This is a genomic window from Dactylosporangium siamense (genome assembly GCF_016862795.1).
Classification (GTDB): Bacteria; Actinomycetota; Actinomycetes; order Mycobacteriales; family Micromonosporaceae; genus Dactylosporangium; species Dactylosporangium siamense.
Map to the genome: position 1 here is coordinate 1 of NZ_BONQ01000146.1, position 20,024 is coordinate 20,024.

Consider the following 20,024-nt stretch of genomic DNA (forward strand, 5'->3'; position numbering starts at 1 on the left):
AAGGCCGCCGCGGAAGAAACAGCAAGCCACGTTTCGTCAACGGCGGTCCGTGCCCTCCGGGCACTGACCGCCGTTGACGAAACGTGGCGAACAACTCTCAGAAGAAGGCGCTGCTGTCGGCGGTCGTCGCGGGCGCGTTGACCCTCGGCTTCGCCGGCATGATGGCGAAGTCGTGCGGCGCGCCGGTCAAGGAGCAGGCGGAGGCCGCCAACCCGGCCCTCGAACTGGTCGACAGTCTCGCCTCGCGGCTGGTGCTCGGGTTGCAGTCGGACGCGACGATCCAGTACACGACCGCCGCCGGGGCGACCGTGATCGTGTCGCAGTCCATGCCGCGGCGGGCGTACCGGGGCGCGGGTGTCACGTACATCTCGACGCCGGACGGCACGTACCTGTGCCGGGCCGTGGCGCCGTCCCCCGCGCCGAGCTCGACGAAGGTCAAGAAGACCCCTCAGCCGGTCGTACAGTGCGACGAAGGGCCCGGGGTGGACGCCATGTCCCCGTCGCAGGCGAAGGCGATCAGCGACGCGTTCGGGGGCGATTTCATGGCGCCCGAGGCGGCGATGGGGCGGCTCGCGACCATCGCGCAGGGCGAGGACGTGCGGACCGGCACGTCGAAGCGCGGCGACGCGCAGTGCGTGTCGGTGACCGCGAAGGGGGTCCGGACCGAGACGGCCTGCGTGAACCCGGGCGGGCTGCTGGCGTACTTCGACGGGACCACCGACGCCGGCAGGTACACGCAGCTCACGCTGCAGTACACGACGCCGAGCGTGAGTGACGAGGCGTTCCTGCCGCCGACGGCCAAGCCGAAGACGCCGGCCAGGACGCCGGTGCGGAGCCCGAAGCCGAGTGGTACCGAAAAGTGATGCGACACGCCGCCCGCCGTCCCGGGCCGGTGCGATGGGCGGTGGGACGGTGACGGGCATGGAGCTGCACTGCGACACCTGCGCCCGGCAGCGGATCTTCGAGCGACCGGCCTGCACCGACCATCCCCGGGCGACCTGCCCCGACCGGGCCTGCACGGCCTGCGGCGCGGCGATCGTGGTGGCGCCGGTCATCCTGCTGATGGACCGGCGCTCGCGGGTGATCCTGCGGCAGGGGCGCAAGGCGGCCTGAACGGCCGTTCAGCTCTCCGTAGGTACCGTTCGGCGCAGGTTCCGTGCCGGTACACATTGAGGCTGGACAATCTGTTCATGAATCTCCGGCGCGCCGCCGTCCTCGCGCTCGCATGCGCGATGGCCGGCATCGTCAGCACCGCATCCCCCGCCGCCGCGGCCGGCATCGACGAGAAGCTGGCCGTCATGTCGACCTGGTCACAGCCGACCGCCGCCAGTTACAACGCCTGGAACGCCGCCCGCCAGCACCAGTCCGACTGGGCGTCCTACGCCTTCGACTGGTCCACCGACTACTGCTCGAGCAGCCCGGACCAGCCGCTCGGCTTCGACTTCCGGCTGTCGTGCCAGCGGCACGACTTCGGTTACCGCAACTACAAGTCGGTCGGGCAGTTCCCTGCCAACAAGTCCCGCATCGACGACGCGTTCTACCGGGACCTGAAGGCGAAGTGCGCCACGTACAACGCCTTCGTCAGACCGGCCTGCACCAGCCTCGCCTGGACGTACTACCAGGCCGTGGCCGCGTTCGGAAACCTGGTCGTGCGCGACGCCGACCTGCAGCGCGCCGCGGACCTCAAGGAACGCGGCGAGCTCGCCGCCGCCAAAGCACAAGCGAACGCATGAGCAAGGGGGGCCTCCGCGGAGGCCCCCCTTTTCTTGTACAGCTCAGTGCTCTTTCTTAAACAGCTCAGTGCTCGTTCTTGTACGGCTCAGTGCTCGGCGCCGCGCCGCGTGCCGGTGTAGTACTCGAACATCAGGCCACACGTCGCGACGAGGACCGAGATCAGGCCGACCGCGACGAGCCACCACTGGTCGAACGCGAGGCCCAGGCACGCGATCGCCGCCGACAGGGCGATACCGATCGGCCAGTAGCTGCCCGGGCTGAAGAAGCCCAGGTCACCCGCGCCCTCGTGGATCTCGGCCTCGGGCCGGTCCTCGGGACGCGGCTCGATGCGGCGCGAGATCAACCACAGCGCGCTGCCGATCATCGTGAGCAGCAGGCCCGACAGGATCAGCGCGACCACGCCGATCCACTCGACGCCCCGGTGCCCGGTCTGCTCGTGCGGCGCGACGTTCGTCCACCAGCCGTAGAGCGCGGCCATCGCGAACACGAACAACGCGAGCACGAAGAACAAGCGTCCTTCTGACTTCATCGCCGTGCGCCCCTTCTCAGCTCGAGGACCGCTGCGTGCGGTCGGTGTCGAACGGGTGCGTCGTCGTCGCGTACCCCTGGTTCGGGAAGCCCAGCTGCGCCAGGGCCTCCGGAGTGCTCTTACCGGCACCCCGCAGGTCCAGGTACTGCTGGTACTGCTCGGCGGAGACGACCCGCAGCTCGAAGTTCATCATCGAGTGGTAGGTGCCGCACAGCTCCGCGCACCGGCCGACGTACGCACCGGCGGCGTTGTCCTTGAGCTTGATCTCGAACCTGTTCTCCACGCCGGGGATGACGTCCCGCTTGAACAGGATGTCCGGCACCCAGAACGAGTGGATGACGTCCCGCGAGGTCTCCTTGAACTGCACCGACTTGCCCGCCGGCAGCACCAGCACCGGGATGTAGTCGTCGGCGCCGACCGTCGTGATCGGCTTGCCGTCCGGGCCCTTGGAGTCGCTGTAGACGAACTGCCAGTTCCACTTCGAGGCGATGACCTCGACGTTGACGTCGGGGTTCTTGGACAGCCGGTCCACGTCGGTCTGGATGACCGCGGTGTAGAAGAACAGCACGGCGATGACCACGAACGGCGCGACCGTGTACAGGATCTCGAACGGCATGTTGTAGCGCGTCTGGGGCGGCAGCTCGTCGCCCCGCTTGCGGTAGCGCACCACGCACCAGAAGATCAGGCCCCACACGAAGACACCGACCACGAGCGCCGCGACCACCGACCCGATCCACAGGTCATACATGCGATCGCCCTGCTGGGTGATGCCCTTCGGCCAACCGAACCCGGCGAACGCGCTGTCGACGGAGCACCCGGCGAGCAGGGTCGTCACCGCGACGGCCGAGACGGCGAGCCCGACGGCGCGCGCGGGGCTCAAACCTCTTGAGACCACCTGCTCCTGCCTCCTTAGCAGCGCCGTGCGGTCCTTGTGAAGGTCCCTCGCACGGCAAGCCTCACCAACGCTGGCGAGCGTACTCGACCATGCGCGGTCCGCCCGGCTTGGGGTGGTCGTGTCCGGGTCGCGATAGCGTTGCGCGGGTGGGTGTCTACTTCGACGCCGCCACCGCGATGCCGCCGCATCCCGTTGCGCGGCAAGCGTTTCTGGCCGCACTGGACGACGGCTGGGCCGACCCGGGCAAGCTCTACACCCCCGCCCGGCGCGCCCGCCAGCTGCTGGACGCCGCCCGGGCCGCGGTCGCCGAGGTCCTCGGCGCGCGCCCCGACGAACTGCACTTCACGGCCGGTGGCACCGACGCGATCCGGCAGGCCGTGGCCGGGGTCAGGCGGGCCCGCGACCGCCGGCTGGTGGTCCACACCGCGGTCGAGCACTCCGCGGTGATCAAGGCCGCCGGCGACCTTGCTGTGCAGGTGCCGGTGTCACTGACCGGACGGGTCGACCTCGGCGCCCTGGAAACGGCGCTGGATTCGCCGGAAGTGGCCATGGCGGCCGTCCAGAGCGCGAATCATGAGGTGGGGACGGTCCAACCGGTCGCCGGCGCCGCCGCGTTGTGCCGTTCGGCCGGGGTGCCGCTGCTGGTCGACGCCGCCCAGTCGATCGGTCGTGTGGCGCTGCCCACCGGCTGGTCCCTGCTCGCCGGCAGCGCCCGCAAGTGGGGCGGCCCGGCCGGTGTCGGCGTCCTCGCCGTGCGCAAGGGCACCCGCTGGGAGCAGCCGTGGGAGTCGCCGGTGGACGTCCCGGCGGTGGTGGCCGCCGCGGCGGCGTTGCGGGCCGTGCAGGCCGAGGCCGCGACGGAGGCGGCCCGGCTGAGCGCGCTCGTCGAGGAGATCCGGGCCACGGTCGCCGCCACCGTGCCCGACGTCGAGGTGGTCGGCGAGCCCGTCGAGCGGCTGCCGCACATCGTGACGTTCTCCTGCCTGTACGTCGACGGCGAGGTCCTCCTGCACGCCCTGGACCGGGCCGGCTTCGCGGTGTCGTCGGGCTCGGCCTGCACCGCCGACACCCTGCGGCCCTCGCACGTCCTGGCCGCGATGGGCGTGCTCACCCACGGCAACGTCCGCGTCTCGCTCCACAGTGCAGTGTCCACCGAGGACGTGCGGCGGTTCCTCGCGGTGCTGCCCGGCCTGGTCGCGGACGTGCGCGCGGAGGTGGGGATGTGAGCGGGCCCCTGGTCGTCGACGCTCTCGGCCGGCGCTGCCCACTGCCGGTGATCATGCTGGCGAAGCTGGCCGCCGGCCACTCCCCCGGCACCCGGATCGAGGTCCTCGCCGACGACCCGGCCGCCGCGGTCGACATCCCCGCCTGGTGCCGGCTGCGGGGCCACACCTTCATCTCCACCGACGGCGACCGCCACACGGTCGAACTCCGCTGATGGGCTACGCTGACGTCCGGTTACTACGGACGGTAGCGACTCCGAAGATCGATTAGTACGGTCGGGGTAGCGTCCAGGTAGAACGGAAGCCCGGCGCCGGTCGGGTGGCCAGATCGGTCAAGCGACCCCGGCATGCGGACCGGTGCACGGGGAGTGCTGAGGTGCCGGTCCGTGCGTGGGCACGCCCGCCGTCGGAGGCCAGGGTCAGGCCGTCCGTGGGCACGCCCGCCGTCGGAGGCCAGGGTCAGGCCGTCCGTGGGCACGCCCGCCGTCGAAGGCCAGGGGTCAGGCTGTGCGCAGGCGCTTGATCAGCAGGTAGGCCTCGCAGCCGAGGCACAGGCCGAAGACCGCGTTCAGGAACGCGGCGACCAGGGCGAACGACGCCCCGACGGCGCCGACGACGGTGGCGCCGGACAGGTAGCCGACGACGGTGAGAGTGGCGAAGACGAACCCGACCGCCTGGGCGAAGCGGACCGGGGCGCCGTCCTCGCGCTCCGCCGGCGGGCCGAGCCGAGGTGCGACGAGATAGCGGTAGAGCAGGCCGTACGGGGTCAGCCGCGGGTCGTACGCGCCGACGGCGAACACGGCCGCCTGGGCCAGGGCGAGCCAGCCGTTGCCGGTGAGCAGGACGACGACGAAGAGGATGGTGGTGAGGCCGGCGGAGAACCGCGGGCCGCGAGGGTCGAGCATCATGCGGCGAGGACCTCCGTGACGGTGGCGCGCAGGGACGCACGGTCCGGGACGCCGACGGTGCGCTGGGCGATGTTGCCGCGCCGGTCGACGACCAGCAGGGTCGGCAGGCGCCAGATGCCGAGGTCACGGACGGCGTCGAGGTGCTCGTCGGCGTCGAGCTCGACGTGCCGGACGCCGTCCAGGCCGCCGGCCAGGTCGGCGCAGACGGCCCGGACCTGGCGGCACGGCGCGCACGTCGCGGACGAGAAGTGCAGCAGGGTGACCGTGTCACGGGCCGGGGCGAGCAGGCCCGGCGGCAGGTCGCCGCCGGCCGCGTGGAGGCGACCGTAGCGGGCCCGGTAGACGAGCCCGACCACGGTGGCGAAGGCGAGCAGCGCCACGACCACGATCGTCACAGCGGCAACTGTACGCCGGTTCCTACTACACCGATAGGGATAGTCAGACGGGCAGGAAGGCCCGGATCTCGTCGGCGGCGGTGTCGCCGTAGGACTCGGCGATGCGCTTGGTGAACTCGGCGGGCAGGATCTCGTACTCCTGGGGGCCGACGGTCTCCAGGACCAGCGCGGCGACCATCGAGCCGACCTGCGCGGACCGCTCCAGGCCCAGGCCCCACGACAGCGCGGCGAAGAAGCCGGCGCGGAAGCCGTCGCCGACGCCGGTCGGGTCGTTGGCCACGACGCCCTTGGCGACCGGGACGTGGATCTCGCCGGGCAGGCCACGGCCGCGGATGAGCGCGCCGTCCTTGCCGAGGGTGGTGACGAGCACGCCGACCTTGTCGAGCAGCTGCTCGGTGTCGAGGCCGGTCTTCGACTCGAGCAGCTCCTTCTCGTAGTCGTTGGTCAGCAGGTACGCGGCGCCGTCGATCAGCTTGCGGATCTCGTCGGCCGACATCCGGGCCAGCTGCTGCGAGCAGTCGGCGGCGAACGGGACGCCGAGCGCCCGGGCCTCCTCGGTGTGCCGGACCATCGCGACCGGGTCGTTGGCGCTGATCAGGATCAGGTCGATGCCGCCCACCCGGGTGTTGACCGGGGACAGCTCGATGTTGCGGGCCTCCGACATGGCGCCCGCGTAGAACGAGGCGATCTGGCACAGGTCGTCGTCGGTGGTGCAGACGAACCGGGCGGTGTGCGCGATATCGCTCACGTAGACCGAGTCGCAGTCGACCCCGTGCCGGGTGAGCCAGCTGCGGTAGTCGCCGAAGTCGGCGCCGACGGCGCCCACGAGGATCGGTTCGAGGCCGAGCAGCGCCATGCCGTACGCGATGTTGGGGGCGATCCCACCGCGGCGGACCGTGAGGTCGTCGACGAGGAACGACAGCGAGACCTTGTGCAGCTGGTCGGGCAGGAGCTGCTCGGCGAAGCGGCCCGGGAAGTGCATCAGGTGGTCGGTCGCGATCGAGCCGGTGACGACGATCTTCATGGAAACCTCGGTCTCAAGACGGCAGGGCCTGAACAGACTAGGACACCCGGATGGCGCCCCGGCAAACACCCGGGACAGCGCAAAGCCGCCCTCCGGGGTGCGGAGAGCGGCTCTGTGAGGTGGCTTAGTGGAAGGAGTCGCCGCAGGCGCACGAGCCCTGGGCGTTGGGGTTGTCGATGGTGAAGCCCTGCGCGTCGATCCGGTCCGCGAAGTCGATCGTCGCGCCGGTGAGGTAGGGCACGCTCATGCGGTCGACGACGACCTCGAAGCCGTCGTAGGTGCTGACCTTGTCCCCGTCGAGCGAGCGCTCGTCGAAGAAGAGCTGGTAGCGCAGGCCGGAGCAGCCGCCGGGCTGGACCGCGACGCGCAGCCGCAGGTCGTCCCGGCCTTCCTGCTCGAGCAGGCCCTTCACCTTGACAGCGGCATCCGCGGTGAGGCCGATGCCGGCCGGGTTGTCCGTCTGAACAGGCTCGGCAAACTTCGAAGCGGTCACGATCAAGGCTCCCTGCGGTGATGTCTACAGTTCCACCGGAGCTCAACGCGGCAGCGTCCGATGGCATTCCCTCTCATAGTGACACGCTTTCGTGCTAGCGGCTCCGATGGAGAGCTAGCGGCTCCATTGGAGAGCTAGCCGTTCGCCCAGTTCCCGCAGCCCTTCGGCGGGCCTGGCCAGGGCCTCGGCGACGCTGCCGAAGTGCTGGACCAGGGAGTGGGTCTCGGTGACGCCGATGCTGGCGGCCTCCCGCCGGCCCGCGTCGACCCGGCCGGCGACGACCACGCAGGGGACGCCGAGATCACGTGCGGCGTTCGCCACACCGGCCACGACCTTGCCCCGCAGTGACTGCTCGTCGAAGGCGCCCTCACCGGTCACGACCAGGGAGACCTCGTCCAGTTCGGCGTCCAGGAGGGTCAGCCGGCGGACCAGGCCGATGCCCGACTCGACCCGGGCGCCGAGCGCGAGGAGCGCGGCGCCGAGCCCGCCGGCGGCGCCCGACCCGGGCAGGTCCACGAGCCCGGACGGCGCGGCCGGCAGCGTCTGCAGCACCTCGGCGAACCGGGTCAGCGCGGCGTCGAGCAGGAAGACGTCTTCCCTGGTCGCGCCCTTCTGCGGGCCGTAGACAGCGCTCGCGCCCCGCAGCCCGAGCAGGGGGCTGTCCACGTCGGTGGCGGCGATCAGGGTCGCCTCTCTCAGCCTCGGTACGCCACCCAGCGCGACGCAGTCGACCAGGGCCGCTCCCCCGTACGGCAGGGCGTAGCCGGACGCGCCGAGCGGGGCGGCGCCCAGGGCGGCGAGCAGGCCCGCGCCGCCGTCGTTGGTGCCGCTGCCGCCGAGCCCGACGACGAGCGTGGTGGCCCCCGCCTCGACCGCGGCGAGCAGCAGGGTCCCGAGGCCGAAGGTCGTGGTGTGCCGAGGGTCACGTTCAGCAGGGGTGAGCAGGTGCAGCCCGCACGCCTCGGCGCTCTCCACGTAGGCCGTGGTGCCGTCGAGCACGACGTGTCCCACAGCCGGGCGGCCCAGGGGGTCGGTCGTCGGCACCGTCAGGACGCGGGCGTGCGGCAGCGCCGCTGCCAGTACCCCCGCGAAACCGGGACCGCCGTCGGACAGCGGTCGCAGGGTCAGCTCGTCACCGGGCCGGACGCCCCGCCAGCCCGCCGCGAGGGCCTCGGCGGCGTCGACGGCCGAGATCGTCCCGGCGAACTTGTCGGGGCACACCAGGACACGCATCCGGACATTGTGCACGTCTCGTAGGTCACAGTTCCGCACTACCGCACGCGTGCGACGATCGAAGGGTGACCTGGGCTGAACCGTCGTCAACCGCCACCGCGCTCCTGCTGCTGGGCCGCGGCACCGACCCCGACACCGAGAAGGGGGTCGAGTGCCCCGGCGACCTGCCCGCACCGTCCGACCCCGGCCTCGTCGAGCGGGCCAGAGCGGCCAAGGCCGCCCTCGGCGACCGGGTCTTCGTGCTCGGCCACCACTACCAGCGCGACGAGGTGATCCAGTTCGCCGACGTGACCGGCGACTCGTTCAAGCTGGCCCGGGAGGCCGCCGCCCGCCCCGACGCGGAGTACATCGTGTTCTGCGGTGTGCACTTCATGGCGGAGAGCGCCGACATCCTGACCTCCGCGACACAGCGGGTCGTGCTGCCCGACCTGGCCGCCGGCTGTTCGATGGCCGACATGGCCGCCCTCGTGCAGGTCGAGAAGGCCTGGGAGCACTTCACCCGGCTCGGCATCGCCGGTGACGTGGTGCCGGTCACATACATGAACTCGACCGCCGACATCAAGGGCTTCGTCGGGCGCAACGACGGCGTGGTGTGCACGTCGTCCAACGCGGAGACGGCGCTGAAGTGGTCGTTCGAGCGCGGCTCGAAGGTGTTCTTCCTGCCCGACCAGCACCTGGGCCGCAACACGGCGGTGCTGAAGATGGGTCTGACGCTGCAGGACTGCGTGCTCTACGACCCGCACAAGCCCGGTGGCGGCCTGACCGACCAGCAGCTGCTCGACGCGAAGATGATCCTGTGGCGTGGGCACTGCTCGGTGCACGGCCGCTTCACCCTCGACAGCGTCGAGGACGTGCGCGCCCGGGTGCCCGGGGTCAACGTGCTGGTCCACCCGGAGTGCAAGCACGAGGTGGTCACCGCCGCGGACCACGTGGGCTCCACCGAATACATCATCAGGATGATCGAGGCGGCGCCGGCCGGCTCGGCGTGGGCGGTCGGGACCGAGCTCAACCTGGTCCGCCGGCTCGCGCTGGCGCACCCGGACAAGCAGATCATGTTCCTGGACAAGAACGTCTGCTACTGCTCGACGATGAACCGGATCGACCTGCCGCACCTCGTGTGGGCCCTGGAGGAGCTCGTCGCCGGCCGCGTGCCGAACGAGATCACCGTCGACGCCGACACCGCGCATTACGCCCGGGTGGCGCTCGACCGGATGCTGGCGCTCCCCTAAAGAGGACCTTTCCATCACCCTCCGTGATGCCCGAAGGATGATCGCTGTCGGAGTCACGTCTTCGTGCCACGACGGACGTGCGGTCGGCGCTCGCATGCAGTAGATGTGGTTATGCTGCTGCGCGGGTTCACGCTCCGTCAGCACGTCTCCTCTTCAATTCCTGCCTGCAGGAGGGTTTTCCGTGACCAACTACGACGCCGGTGACGTCCTCACCGTGCACGGCGGCGCGCCGCTCAACGGCGAGCTGCGGGTGCGCGGTGCCAAGAACCTCGTCTCCAAGGCGATGGTCGCGGCGGTGCTGGGCGAAACCCCGAGCACGCTCTTCGACGTGCCGGCGATCCGCGACGTCGAAGTGGTCACCGGCCTGCTCGAGCTGCACGGGGTCAAGGTCACCCGCGGCCCGCTCGACGGCGAGCTGCACTTCGACACCTCCGACGTCGAGTCGGCCAACGTCGACGAGATCAACGTGCACGCCGGCTCCAGCCGCATCCCGATCCTGTTCTGCGGGCCGCTGCTGCACCGGCTCGGTCACGCGTTCATCCCCGACCTCGGCGGCTGCAACATCGGCGGGCGGCCCATCGACTTCCACATCCAGGCGCTGCGCGAGTTCGGCGCGGTCGTGGAGAAGTCCGAGAAGGGCATGGACATCACCGCGCCCAACGGGCTGCACGGCGCGAAGCTGGAGCTGCCGTACCCGAGCGTCGGCGCGACCGAGCAGATCCTGCTCACCGCCGTGCGCGCCGAGGGCGTCACCGAGCTGCGCAACGCCGCCGTCGAGCCGGAGATCATCGACCTGATCTGCGTGCTGCAGAAGATGGGCGCGATCATCAAGGTCCACACCGACCGGGTCATCGAGATCCAGGGTGTGCCGCGCCTCACCGGCTACAAGCACCGTCCCATCCCGGACCGCATCGAGGCGGCCAGCTGGGGCGCGGCCGCCCTCGCGACCCGCGGCGACGTCTTCGTCCGCGGCGCCCGGCAGGCCGACATGATGACGTTCCTCAACCTGTTCACGTCCGTCGGTGGCGCGTTCGAGATCGACGACACCCCCGGCGAGGGCGGCATCCGCTTCTGGCACCCGGGCGGCGAGCTCAACGCCGTGGCGATGGAGACCGACGTGCACCCCGGCTTCATGACCGACTGGCAGCAGCCGATGGTCGTGGCGCTCACGCAGGCCCGCGGGCTGTCGATCGTGCACGAGACGGTCTACGAGCGGCGCCTCGGCTACACGGCCGCGCTCAACCAGATGGGCGCCACCATCCAGACGTACCGTGAGTGCCTCGGTGGCACGCCGTGCCGGTTCGGCCGCCGCAACTTCATGCACTCCGCGGTCATCGCCGGCCCGTCCAAGCTGCACGCCGCCGACCTGGTGATCCCGGACCTGCGGGCCGGGTTCAGCCACCTGATCGCGGCGCTCGCCGCCGAGGGCACCTCCCGGGTGTATGGCGTCAAGCTCATCCAGCGCGGTTACGAGGACTTCGAGGGCAAGCTGAACGGCCTCGGCGCGCACGTCGAGCTCGGTTAAAGGCGGAGTTGGTACGGCGGGCGGCACCGAGCGTTGGGTCGCCCGCCTACTGTCCGCTACCCTTCACGGCGTGCCGTCGTTGTTCTCCCGCAAGTCAGCCGAGCCCGCCGTGGCCGCCACCCCCGAGCCCACGGAGAGTTCCGGGCCCGAGGGCGCGTCCGGTAAGCGCCAGACCCTGAGCAAGCGCGACCTGGGCAAGACCACGCCGAAGCGGACCGTGGCCGGCCGTCGGGTCGCCGAGCCGCCCGCGGCGAACCGCCGCGAGGCCAGCAAGAAGATGCGGGAGCGGCAGCGCGCCGAACGGCTCGAGGCCCGCGAGGGCATGGCCAACGGCGAGGAGCGCTACCTGCTCGCCCGCGACAAGGGCCCCGAGCGCCGGCTGGTCCGCGACATCGTCGACTCGCGGCGCACCATCGGCACCTTCTTCTTCGGCACCACGTTCCTGGTGATGCTGGTGGGCTTCAACCGCAACCTGAACCCGAGCATCTACTTCGCCGCCAACGCCCTCTTCGGCGTCATGGCCGTCGCGACCGCGATCGACAGCTTCCTGATCTCGCGGACGATCAAGCGGCTCGTCAAGGAGCGCTTCCCCGCGTCCACGGAGAAGCTCGGCCGGCTGTACTTCTACGCGATCATGCGCGCCATCTCGTTCCGCTTCATCCGCAACCCGAAACCGCAGGTGAAGGTCGGCGCCACGGTCTGACGACCGGACGGCGCCCGGATCCGGCCCGTCGGGCGACAACGATTCGGCGGCGGCGGCCCGCCCGACGGTGGCGTTGGACGGCTCCCAAGCCGTACCCTCCCTTCGCGACCGGACCACGATTTCACCGGGTAGGCGCGTGGCGTGCGCCGGTGCATGATTGGTGCCGGATCGGGGCGAGGAGAGCGAAGCTGTGAGCGACGAGTACCCGGGGGAAGAGCCGGGAACCGCCGCGCCCACCTGGGCGGCAGTGCCGACCATGCCGTGGACCAGGGTGCCGGAGCAGCGACGTGACGAGCAGACACCGTCGGGTCGCGGCGGCCCCGAACACCGCTCCGACTCCCAAGGCGCCGAGCCGTGGGCCGACGACCCCGGCCGCCGCCCGCCGGGCCGGCAGTACGGTGACCCCCGCCAGCAGGGCGACCCACGCCTGAGCGACCCGCGGCAGGGCGACCCGCGCCTGGCCGATCCGCGACTCGCGGACCCCCGGTTCGCCGGCGACCCCCGCCGGGCCGACCACCGCCCCGTTGACCCTCGTGCCGCTGACCCTCGTGCGGTAGACCCCCGCGCCGGCGACCCGCGCGGGCCCGGCGACGAGCGCGGCCGGCCGCACGGCGCGCCGCAGCAGCGGTGGGCGCAGGGGCAGCCGCAGCCGGGCGGTCACCCGCAGCAGCATCCCGGGCATCCGGGCCAGGTCCCCCAGCAGGGCCGCCCGCAGCAGGGTGGCTATCAGGGACCTCCGCACCCGCAGCAGGGGCACCCGGGACCCGGCAGGCACCCGCAGCAGGGGTACGACGACCGCCGCGGCTACGAGCAGCCCTACGACGACGGCCGGCGCGACGACGGGCGCGGCTACGACGGGCGCGGCCGCGACGACCGGCGGGGCTACGACGAGCCACGCGGATACGACGACCGGCGCGGCTACGACGACCGGCGGGGATACGACGAGCCGCGCGGGTACGACGACCGGCGCGGCTATGACGGGCCGCCGCCCGGGTACGGCCGCCCGCAGCAGGGACACGGCCGCCCGCGCAACCCGGCGCTGGACGAGCCGACGGACGAGGTCCCCCGGGTGCGCCGCGGCGCCGCGGGCGCGGCCCCGCCCGGCACCACCGGCCGGGCCACCGTCTACGGCGCGCCGCCGGTGGACGCGCCGATGAGCGCACCGCCGGCCGGGACGACGTACGGCGGTCAGGGCCGCGCCACGGTCTACGGCGCGCCCGCCCAGCACGGCGCGCCGCCGCAGGGTCGCACGTACGGCGCCCCGCCGCAGGGTGCTCCGACGCCACGGACGTACGGGGCGCCGGTCCGCGACGACCAGGCGGGTGACGACCGGCCGGTGTCCTCGGCGCCGGTGTCCTCCGCGCCCGTCTCGGCGGCACCGCAGTCCCCGGCGCCCGGCCACGGATGGCAGGACGACCTCGCCGACCGGCCGGTGTCCGCCGCTCCCGGCCCCGGCTGGAACGCCGACCCGAACAACCGGCCCGTCTCGGCCGCACCCGGCCCCGGCTGGAGCGCCGGCCCCGGCAACCAGCCGGTGTCCGCGGCCCCCGGACCGGGCTGGAGCGCCGACCCCGGCAACCGCCCGGTCTCGGCCGCCCCGGCGCCGGGCTGGAACGCCGACCCCGGCAACCGGCCAGTCTCGGCCGCGCCGGTGTCGGCGGCACCCGTCTCGGCGGTGCCCGTCTCCGCGGCGCCGCAGCAGCCGGCCGTCACGGTGCCCGAGCCGGCGCCCGTCCCGGTGGCGCCCGAGCCGCCGCCCGCCGAACCGCCGGCCGTGGCGGTGGCGCCGATGAGCGCGCCGCCCCTCGTCACGCCGGACGTGCCGTTCAACGCGTTCGGGCCCGCCGGCGGCGGCGAACCGGGCGAGCCGGCGGTGGACGTGCCAGAGCAGCAGCCGGAAACCGAAGGGTCCGCAGCGGTGCAGCAGTCGGCGATGGACGCCTACCGTTCGGCGTCGCTGACCGGCGCCGGCGTCGACGGGTTGCAGGCCACGGGCTATCTGCCGATCGTGCGGCCCGGCGCGGAAGGCTTCCCGGCCGAGCTGGCGGCGCTGCTGCCGACCTCGCCGGCGCCGCGACCCGAGGCGAAGTCCGAGGACGCCGCCGGGCCGGACCCGGAGCAGGTCCTCGCCGGCTACGTGTGGCGTTTCGACCCGGACACGCTGCGCGAGCAGATCGAGGGCGACGAGGTCGCGGAGCTCACCGAGATCCGGGACCTGCTGACCGCGAAGCTCAACGGCGTCGCCGACAACCCGACCCGGGCGCGGCTGCTGAGCCTGCGCGCGGTGGTGTCGCGGATCCTCAACGACATGCCGAAGGCGTTCGCCGACGGCAAGCTCGCCCTCGCGCACGCCGAGGCGACCGGTGAGCTGCGCCGCATCGCGATCGCGCAGGCCCGGCTCGCGCACGTGCTGCAGTGGCGGGAGGAGTTCGACGAGGCCGACCGGCTGTTCACGCTCGCCAACAGCAGCGAGCTGCCGGACCGGCTTCGGGCCACCATGCACCAGCACGCCGGCAAGTGCGCCTACGACCAGGGCCGCTACATGGAGGCGTGCAACCACTTCGAACGGGCCCTGGACCTGCGCAAGGAGGAGGACCCGGAGCTCATCGCGCAAACGGAGCTGGCCCTGGACGCGGTGTTCCGGCGGGTCGCGGAGAAGGGCTGGGGGCCCTACCCGCGCAGCCGCGACGAGATCCTGCAGATCCGCAAGTCGCCGGCGCCCGCGTTCGACGAGCAGACCCAGCGCTGGGGGTACATCGAGCCGGACGGCAACTTCTGCATCGGCCCCGGATACCTCGACGTCCAGCCGTTCCGGGACGGGGTGGCGTGGGTGCAGCGGCAGGGGTCGCAGAACTGGGAGCTCATCGACGACACCGGCAAGGTGCTCATCGAGCCCGCCGTCGGCTACCTGGGCGTCGGGAGCTTCTCCGACGGGGTGGCCTGGGTGTCGCGGGACGGCACCAACCGGTGGATCGCGATCGACAAGACCAACGCGGTGCTCATCTCGACCGGGTTCGACGACGTCCGGCCGTTCCGGCGGGGGGTCGCGGCCGTGCGGCGCGGCGAGCACTGGGGCGCCGTCGACAGCGTCGGCCGGGTCGTCGTGTCGTTCCAGTACGACGGGTTCGCCACCGCGCTGCTCGACGGTCGGTACATCGACGGCTTCAGTGACGAAGGTCTCGCCGTCGTTTCCCTCGACGGGCGCAAGGGTGTCGTGGACCGCTCCGGGCGGGTGCTGGTGCCGCCGGTGCACCACACGCTGATGATCCACCCGGTCGCGTTCCTGTACGCGGACGACGCGCAGCGCTGGGGTGCCCTGGACCGGCGCGGCCGGACGGTGATCGAGGCCACATTCCCGAGCCGCACCGGGGTGACGGACGAGATCGACCGTCTGCTCGCCGATACGCGTCCCGTCATGTAAGCAGTTAGTCATGGAGTTTCGTCACCTCGGCCGGTCCGGGATGCTCGTCAGCGAGATCTCGTACGGCAACTGGATCACCCATGGCTCACAGGTCGAGGCGGACCAGGCGACCGCCTGCGTCCACGCCGCCCTCGACCTCGGCATCACCACGTTCGACACCGCCGACGTCTACGCCGGCACCCGGGCGGAGGTCGTGCTCGGTGAGGCGCTGAAGGGTCAGCGCCGCGAGGGCCTGGAGATCTTCACCAAGGTCTACTGGCCGACCGGGCCGGGCCGCAACGACCGGGGCCTGTCCCGCAAGCACATCGCCGAGTCGATCAACGGCTCGCTGCGCCGCCTGCAGACCGACTACGTCGACCTGTACCAGGCGCACCGCTACGACTCCGAGACGCCGCTCGAGGAGACGATGCAGGCGTTCGCGGACGTCGTGCACAGCGGCAAGGCGCACTACATCGGCGTCTCGGAGTGGCGGGCGGAGCAGATCCGCGCCGCCGCTTCTCTCGCAAAGGAGCTCCGGATCCAGCTGGTGTCGAACCAGCCGCAGTACTCGGCGCTGTACCGGGTCATCGAGGCCGAGGTCGTCCCCGCCTCCGAGGAGCTCGGGATCGGGCAGATCGTGTGGTCGCCGCTCGCCCAGGGCGTCCTCACCGGCAAGTACCTGCCGGGTCAGCCGCCGCCGGCGGGGTCGCGGGCGACCGACGAGAAGTCGGGCGCCGGGTTCATCTCCGGGCTGCTGCGCGACGAGGTCCTGACCGCGGTGCAGCAGCTCAAGCCCCTCGCCGAGCAGGCCGGGCTGACCATGGCCCAGCTGGGCGTGGCCTGGGTGCTGCAGAACCCGAACGTGTCCTCGGCGATCGTCGGCGCGACCCGGCCGGAGCAGCTGCAGGACAACGTGAAGGCGGCGGGCGTGAAGCTGGACGCGGAGCTGCTGAAGCGGATCGACGAGATCCTCGACCCGGTCGTCGAGCGTGACCCGGCGCGGACGCAGAGCCCGGCGAAGCGTCCCTGATCGTGGTGTGAGGGGGCCCTTCGCGGGGTCCCCTCGGTCACGACCAGAAGCGGAACAGGTCCAGGCCGTCGCCGACCAGGGACGACGGCAGGCCGATCACGTCGCCGAAGGCGAAGACGACCTCGAAGAACCAGGCGTTGATGACCGGTGACCACAGCAGCGCGATGAGCAGCAGCATCCCGTAGGGCGCGACGTGGTTGAAGCCGCGCTGCCACTGCGGGCTGAGCCACGGGAACAGCAGGTTGCCGCCGTCCACCCCCGGCATCGGCACGAAGTTGAGGATGCTCGCGGTCAGCTGCAGGAACGCCAGGAACGCCAGGGCCGCCCAGAACGCCGGGTCGCCGCCGGTGTCCAGCCCCAGCGCGAACGGCACGACCAGCACCACCGCGAGGACCATGTTGGTGGCCGGGCCGACGAAACTGATCAGGCTGTCCGTGAACCGGTTGCGGATCGCGCCGTGGTTGACCCAGACCGCACCACCGGGCAGGCCGATGCCGCCGATCAGCAGGAACACCACCGGCAGCACGAAGGACAGCAGCGGGTGGGCGTACTTCATCGGGTCGAGCGTCAGGTAGCCGCGGTGCGCCACGTCATGATCGCCGCCCTTGTACGCGACGAGGGCGTGCGCGTATTCGTGCAGGCACAGCGAGACGGTCCAGCCGGCCGCGACGAACAGAAATACGTCGATCTGGACGTTGCCGAAGCCGGTCCACGTCATCCAGCCGGAGACGATGAACAGCGCAACGATCCCGAGGAAGATCGGGCTCGGCCGGAACGCCTCACGGGGCAGGCCCGCGACGTGACCCGGCGACCGGCCGAACGCCATGTCCCTCAGCCCCCCGCCGGCAGCAGGCTCATCTTGTATTCCGTGCGTTCGTCCTCGGCCAGGATCGCCGTCGTCGCGCCCTTGGCGACCAGCTCACGCCAGCTCTGGCCGAGCCAGGACTCCGCGTCGGACTGGCTGGAAAACGCCTCGTTCGGGCCGTCGACCGCCCGGCTCTCAGCGTCTTCGAACTGCCATGTCCACGCCATCAGTCACGCTCCCGTCCCAGGTAGGTAGTTTCGAGCGTATCGGGCTGGAGGCGATGTGCCGATGCCGCCCACCGGAAAGTGAGCGGCTGGCCATAAAGTACGGGGCATGCGGTTGCTGGTGCTCGGTGGAATCCGGTCCGGGAAGTCGGAAGTGGCGGAGTCGCTCGTCGCGGACGCGGAGCGGGTGCGCTATGTCGCGACCGCGCCCGAGCTGCCCGGCGGTCTGACCGACGAGGCGTGGTCGGCGCGGCTGGCCAGACACCGGGAGCGACGGCCCGCCGGGTGGAGCACCGAGGAGATCGGCACCGACCCGGAGCGCCTCGCCGACCTGCTGCACGGCGCGAAACCCGAGGACGTGCTGCTCGTCGACGACCTCGGCGGGTGGCTCACCGCGCTGTTCGACTCGACCGGCGACTGGTCCGACCCGCACGCGCTGGACGGCCGCATCAACGCCCTCGGCGACGCGGTGCGGGCCTGCCCGGCGGCGCTGGTGGTCATGGTCGCGCCCGAGGTGGGCCTCGCGGTCATGCCGTCGACCCAGGCGGGTCGCACGTTCGCCGACGCCAACGGGCTGCTCAACCAGCGGGTCGCGGCGGCCAGCGACGGGGTCGCCATGGTCGTCGCCGGTGAGGTCACCTGGCTGCGCGGCGGCGACGCCGTCAACTACGCGGGCGGGCGCACCGTCGGGGCGCCGTCCTTCGCTCCGCGCGACACGGCGCCGTTCGTGTTCAGCGGAGCCGTCGCGGGCGCGGTCCTGTCGACCGCCGACAGCGGCGAGACCCTGTCGTTCCAGCCGGGCATGGAGCTGCCGCTGCCCGACGAGTCGACCGCGGCCGAGGCCGCCGAGCGCCTGCTGACCCTGAAGCTCAACGGCGCCGGCCTGGGTGGCCTCGTCCCGGTCGTCCGCTTCGCCGGCGGCACCCAGGGCCGGCCCGACCCGCGCCCGTGGCAGCAGCCGCGGGTCCTCGTGCTGCGCGGCGACCGGACCGGCGCGTTCGCCGCCGGTGACTCGGCCGCCGCCGCCGACCGGCGGCTTGAGGACGTCGTGGAGGGCACCGGCACCCTGGCGATGCTCGCCGCGAACGCCGGCGCCAGCGTGCAGGCGATCGACTGCCCCGAGGCGGGCCCGGCCGAGCTGCACGACGCGCTGGACGACGGCAGCGTTGACGCGGCGCTCACCCTCGGCTGGCGCCTCGCCGACGCCGCCGCGAACGAGGGCGTCGACCTGCTGGTCCTGGCCGCCTGCGGGGCCGGCTCCGACGCGGCCGCCGCGGCGATCGTGGCGGTGCTCACCGGCGGTGAGCCGGCCGCGCTGCTCGGGCGGGTCGTCGACGCGTCCGGGTTCGTCGACGACGCCGCCTGGATCCGCAAGGTCGGCGCGATCCGCGACGCCCGGCACCGCATCCGGGCCCGCAGCCGCGAGCCGCACACGGTGCTGTCGATGCTCGGCGGCGGCGACATCGCGGTCGCGACCGGCATCCTGCTCGGCGCCGCGTCCCGGCGGCTGCCGGTCATGGTCGACGGCCCGGTCGGCATCGCCGCGGGTCTGGTCGCCCGCGACTACGGCGCGCAGACCCGCCACTGGCTCCTGATGGCCGACCACGGCGACAACCCGACCGTGAAGCTCGGCGCCGACGTGCTCGGGGTCACCCCGTTCCTGCAGCTCAAGTTGGGCCTCGGCGAGGGCGGCACGTCCCTGGTGGCGCTGCCGCTGGTCAACACCGCGCTGACCCTCGCGGCGGCGACCCCGCCGCGTGCGCCGGTCACCGAGCCCGCCGACGGGCTGACCGAGCAGGAGCGGATCGAGGCGGAGATCCAGCGGGTCGTCGCGGACTCCCCGACCGCCGAGATGCCCTACGTGAAACCGTCGTGGGAGGACTGAGACTCGCCCTGACCCTGTTCACGGTCGCCCCGCTGGGCGTGTCCCGGGTCGACCGGCAGACGGCGCGGACGGCCATGGCGTGCGCTCCCCTGGTCGGCTTGCTGCTGGGAGGTGTACTGGGCGGCGCGGCCCTCGGCCTCCGCGGCGCCGGTGGCTCGCCGCTCATGGCGGCCGCGGTGACGGTCGCGCTGTTCGCGCTGTGCACCCGGGCGCTGCACCTCGACGGCCTGGCCGACACGGCGGACGGACTCGGCTCGTACCAAGGTCCGGAAAAAGCACTCGCAATCATGAAAAAGTCCGACATCGGGCCGTTCGGCGTGGTCGCGATCGCGGCCGTCCTGCTGCTCGACACCAGCGCCCTGACCAGCGTCTTCTCCCGCCCGTGGCCGTCGGCGCTCGGCCTGGTCGCGGCGGGCGCGGCCGCCGGACGGCTGGGCGCGACCGTCGCCTGCCGGGCCGGCCTGCCCGCCGCCCGCCCCGAGGGCCTCGGGGCCCTCGTCGCGGAGACCCTCCCCCGCACCGTGGTGACCGGAATCACGATCCTGGTCGCCGCGGCGGCGGTCCTCGCCGACCCGGTCCGGGGCCCGCTCGCCGTGCTCCTGGCGGCGGGCGTGGCGTGGACCCTGACCCGCCACGCGGGGCGCCGTCTCGGCGGCGTCACCGGCGACGTGATCGGCGCCGCGGTCGAGCTCGCGACGATGACCGCCTGGCTGGTCCTCGCCACCACCCCCTGACCCCGACCGCGCCGTGATCCGGAAGACCTCGTGCAGCCAGGGGTGCACGAGGTCT

21 protein-coding genes are annotated in these 20,024 nt (G+C 72.2%); 12 read left to right on the plus strand and 9 right to left on the minus strand.

Annotated elements, in window-relative coordinates:
- Nucleotides 1-83: 83 nt before the first annotated feature.
- The 3 genes from Dsi01nite_RS45065 to Dsi01nite_RS45075 all read left to right on the plus strand — a co-directional run bounded on the left by Dsi01nite_RS45065 (nucleotide 84) and on the right by Dsi01nite_RS45075 (nucleotide 1,733).
- Entirely contained in the window at nucleotides 84-863 is a 780-nt protein-coding gene (locus tag Dsi01nite_RS45065; RefSeq protein WP_203852608.1) for a hypothetical protein, read from the plus strand.
- A 58-nt stretch (nucleotides 864-921) separates the two neighbouring features.
- On the plus strand, nucleotides 922-1,113 hold the full coding sequence (locus Dsi01nite_RS45070) for a hypothetical protein (RefSeq protein WP_203852609.1): 192 nt from the start codon (nucleotides 922-924) through the stop codon (nucleotides 1,111-1,113).
- Nucleotides 1,114-1,190: 77 nt separating this feature from the next.
- Entirely contained in the window at nucleotides 1,191-1,733 is a 543-nt protein-coding gene (locus Dsi01nite_RS45075) for a phospholipase (protein WP_203852610.1), read from the plus strand.
- Nucleotides 1,734-1,819: 86 nt separating this feature from the next.
- On the opposite strand, the gene Dsi01nite_RS45080 is transcribed toward Dsi01nite_RS45075, so the two are convergent.
- Together Dsi01nite_RS45080 and ctaC are read right to left on the minus strand one after the other, a co-directional pair.
- The gene (locus Dsi01nite_RS45080) at nucleotides 1,820-2,263 is read right to left on the minus strand and encodes a cytochrome c oxidase subunit 4 (protein WP_203852611.1); all 444 of its coding nucleotides are present in this window, start codon (nucleotides 2,261-2,263) and stop codon (nucleotides 1,820-1,822) included.
- Between the two features lie 16 nt (nucleotides 2,264-2,279).
- Nucleotides 2,280-3,158 carry an aa3-type cytochrome oxidase subunit II gene (gene ctaC, locus Dsi01nite_RS45085; RefSeq protein ID WP_373318938.1) on the minus strand — a complete coding sequence of 293 codons (879 nt, stop codon included), beginning with the start codon at nucleotides 3,156-3,158 and terminating at the stop codon, nucleotides 2,280-2,282.
- An 89-nt stretch (nucleotides 3,159-3,247) separates the two neighbouring features.
- On the opposite strand from ctaC, the gene Dsi01nite_RS45090 reads away from it, so the two are divergent.
- Both Dsi01nite_RS45090 and Dsi01nite_RS45095 read left to right on the plus strand, forming a co-directional pair.
- Nucleotides 3,248-4,384 (plus strand): cysteine desulfurase family protein, encoded by a 1,137-nt coding sequence (locus Dsi01nite_RS45090; RefSeq protein ID WP_203852612.1) that lies wholly within the window; start codon nucleotides 3,248-3,250, stop codon nucleotides 4,382-4,384.
- Entirely contained in the window at nucleotides 4,381-4,596 is a 216-nt protein-coding gene (locus tag Dsi01nite_RS45095; protein WP_203852613.1) for a sulfurtransferase TusA family protein, read from the plus strand. The genes Dsi01nite_RS45090 and Dsi01nite_RS45095 overlap by 4 nt, the downstream gene beginning before the upstream one ends.
- A gap of 285 nt (nucleotides 4,597-4,881) precedes the next feature.
- On the opposite strand, the gene Dsi01nite_RS45100 is transcribed toward Dsi01nite_RS45095, so the two are convergent.
- From Dsi01nite_RS45100 to Dsi01nite_RS45120, 5 genes are all read right to left on the minus strand, one after another.
- On the minus strand, nucleotides 4,882-5,289 hold the full coding sequence (locus tag Dsi01nite_RS45100) for a DUF4395 domain-containing protein (RefSeq protein ID WP_203852614.1): 408 nt from the start codon (nucleotides 5,287-5,289) through the stop codon (nucleotides 4,882-4,884).
- Nucleotides 5,286-5,684, minus strand: a complete 399-nt coding sequence (locus Dsi01nite_RS45105; RefSeq protein ID WP_239136676.1) for a TlpA family protein disulfide reductase — start codon at nucleotides 5,682-5,684, stop codon at nucleotides 5,286-5,288. The genes Dsi01nite_RS45100 and Dsi01nite_RS45105 overlap by 4 nt, the downstream gene beginning before the upstream one ends.
- Nucleotides 5,685-5,727: 43 nt before the next feature.
- The gene (locus Dsi01nite_RS45110) at nucleotides 5,728-6,708 is read right to left on the minus strand and encodes a carbohydrate kinase family protein (protein ID WP_203852615.1); all 981 of its coding nucleotides are present in this window, start codon (nucleotides 6,706-6,708) and stop codon (nucleotides 5,728-5,730) included.
- A 124-nt stretch (nucleotides 6,709-6,832) separates the two neighbouring features.
- Nucleotides 6,833-7,201 (minus strand): HesB/IscA family protein, encoded by a 369-nt coding sequence (locus tag Dsi01nite_RS45115; RefSeq protein ID WP_203852616.1) that lies wholly within the window; start codon nucleotides 7,199-7,201, stop codon nucleotides 6,833-6,835.
- Nucleotides 7,202-7,315: 114 nt separating this feature from the next.
- On the minus strand, nucleotides 7,316-8,434 hold the full coding sequence (locus Dsi01nite_RS45120; RefSeq protein ID WP_203852617.1) for a glycerate kinase family protein: 1,119 nt from the start codon (nucleotides 8,432-8,434) through the stop codon (nucleotides 7,316-7,318).
- A gap of 65 nt (nucleotides 8,435-8,499) precedes the next feature.
- Here Dsi01nite_RS45120 and nadA point away from each other — a divergent pair, with 65 nt between their 5' ends.
- The 5 genes from nadA to Dsi01nite_RS45145 all read left to right on the plus strand — a co-directional run bounded on the left by nadA (nucleotide 8,500) and on the right by Dsi01nite_RS45145 (nucleotide 16,321).
- The gene (gene nadA / locus Dsi01nite_RS45125) at nucleotides 8,500-9,663 is read left to right on the plus strand and encodes a quinolinate synthase NadA (RefSeq protein ID WP_203852618.1); all 1,164 of its coding nucleotides are present in this window, start codon (nucleotides 8,500-8,502) and stop codon (nucleotides 9,661-9,663) included.
- 181 nt (nucleotides 9,664-9,844) lie between these two features.
- On the plus strand, nucleotides 9,845-11,188 hold the full coding sequence (murA, locus tag Dsi01nite_RS45130) for a UDP-N-acetylglucosamine 1-carboxyvinyltransferase (RefSeq protein ID WP_239136678.1): 1,344 nt from the start codon (nucleotides 9,845-9,847) through the stop codon (nucleotides 11,186-11,188).
- 70 nt (nucleotides 11,189-11,258) lie between these two features.
- Nucleotides 11,259-11,891 (plus strand): DUF3043 domain-containing protein, encoded by a 633-nt coding sequence (locus Dsi01nite_RS45135; RefSeq protein WP_203852620.1) that lies wholly within the window; start codon nucleotides 11,259-11,261, stop codon nucleotides 11,889-11,891.
- Between the two features lie 190 nt (nucleotides 11,892-12,081).
- Nucleotides 12,082-15,312: a WG repeat-containing protein gene (locus Dsi01nite_RS57865; protein WP_239136680.1), complete on the plus strand. Its 3,231-nt coding sequence runs from the start codon at nucleotides 12,082-12,084 to the stop codon at nucleotides 15,310-15,312.
- A 10-nt stretch (nucleotides 15,313-15,322) separates the two neighbouring features.
- Nucleotides 15,323-16,321, plus strand: a complete 999-nt coding sequence (locus Dsi01nite_RS45145; RefSeq protein ID WP_203852621.1) for an aldo/keto reductase family protein — start codon at nucleotides 15,323-15,325, stop codon at nucleotides 16,319-16,321.
- 37 nt (nucleotides 16,322-16,358) lie between these two features.
- On the opposite strand, the gene Dsi01nite_RS45150 is transcribed toward Dsi01nite_RS45145, so the two are convergent.
- Together Dsi01nite_RS45150 and Dsi01nite_RS45155 are read right to left on the minus strand one after the other, a co-directional pair.
- Entirely contained in the window at nucleotides 16,359-17,147 is a 789-nt protein-coding gene (locus tag Dsi01nite_RS45150) for a site-2 protease family protein (RefSeq protein WP_203852622.1), read from the minus strand.
- 5 nt (nucleotides 17,148-17,152) lie between these two features.
- The gene (locus Dsi01nite_RS45155) at nucleotides 17,153-17,353 is read right to left on the minus strand and encodes a hypothetical protein (protein ID WP_203852623.1); all 201 of its coding nucleotides are present in this window, start codon (nucleotides 17,351-17,353) and stop codon (nucleotides 17,153-17,155) included.
- A 106-nt stretch (nucleotides 17,354-17,459) separates the two neighbouring features.
- Here Dsi01nite_RS45155 and Dsi01nite_RS45160 point away from each other — a divergent pair, with 106 nt between their 5' ends.
- Together Dsi01nite_RS45160 and cobS are read left to right on the plus strand one after the other, a co-directional pair.
- On the plus strand, nucleotides 17,460-19,235 hold the full coding sequence (locus Dsi01nite_RS45160; protein WP_203852624.1) for a bifunctional adenosylcobinamide kinase/adenosylcobinamide-phosphate guanylyltransferase: 1,776 nt from the start codon (nucleotides 17,460-17,462) through the stop codon (nucleotides 19,233-19,235).
- Nucleotides 19,223-19,969, plus strand: a complete 747-nt coding sequence (gene cobS / locus Dsi01nite_RS45165; protein WP_203852625.1) for an adenosylcobinamide-GDP ribazoletransferase — start codon at nucleotides 19,223-19,225, stop codon at nucleotides 19,967-19,969. Before Dsi01nite_RS45160 ends, cobS begins: the two co-directional genes overlap by 13 nt.
- The last annotated feature ends 55 nt before the right edge of the window (nucleotides 19,970-20,024 follow it).

Coding starts and splice junctions, on each gene's coding strand:
- Dsi01nite_RS45160 (WP_203852624.1), top strand. CDS start 17,460: ATGCGGTTGCTGGTGCTCGGTGGAATCCGGTCCGGGAAGTCGGAAGTG.
- Dsi01nite_RS45150 (WP_203852622.1), bottom strand. CDS start 17,147: ATGGCGTTCGGCCGGTCGCCGGGTCACGTCGCGGGCCTGCCCCGTGAG.
- Dsi01nite_RS45080 (WP_203852611.1), bottom strand. CDS start 2,263: ATGAAGTCAGAAGGACGCTTGTTCTTCGTGCTCGCGTTGTTCGTGTTC.
- Dsi01nite_RS45090 (WP_203852612.1), top strand. CDS start 3,248: ATGCGCGGTCCGCCCGGCTTGGGGTGGTCGTGTCCGGGTCGCGATAGC.
- Dsi01nite_RS45070 (WP_203852609.1), top strand. CDS start 922: ATGGAGCTGCACTGCGACACCTGCGCCCGGCAGCGGATCTTCGAGCGA.
- Dsi01nite_RS45155 (WP_203852623.1), bottom strand. CDS start 17,353: ATGGCGTGGACATGGCAGTTCGAAGACGCTGAGAGCCGGGCGGTCGAC.
- Dsi01nite_RS45145 (WP_203852621.1), top strand. CDS start 15,323: ATGGAGTTTCGTCACCTCGGCCGGTCCGGGATGCTCGTCAGCGAGATC.
- Dsi01nite_RS45120 (WP_203852617.1), bottom strand. CDS start 8,434: ATGCGTGTCCTGGTGTGCCCCGACAAGTTCGCCGGGACGATCTCGGCC.
- Dsi01nite_RS45075 (WP_203852610.1), top strand. CDS start 1,191: ATGAATCTCCGGCGCGCCGCCGTCCTCGCGCTCGCATGCGCGATGGCC.
- Dsi01nite_RS45110 (WP_203852615.1), bottom strand. CDS start 6,708: ATGAAGATCGTCGTCACCGGCTCGATCGCGACCGACCACCTGATGCAC.
- Dsi01nite_RS45100 (WP_203852614.1), bottom strand. CDS start 5,289: ATGATGCTCGACCCTCGCGGCCCGCGGTTCTCCGCCGGCCTCACCACC.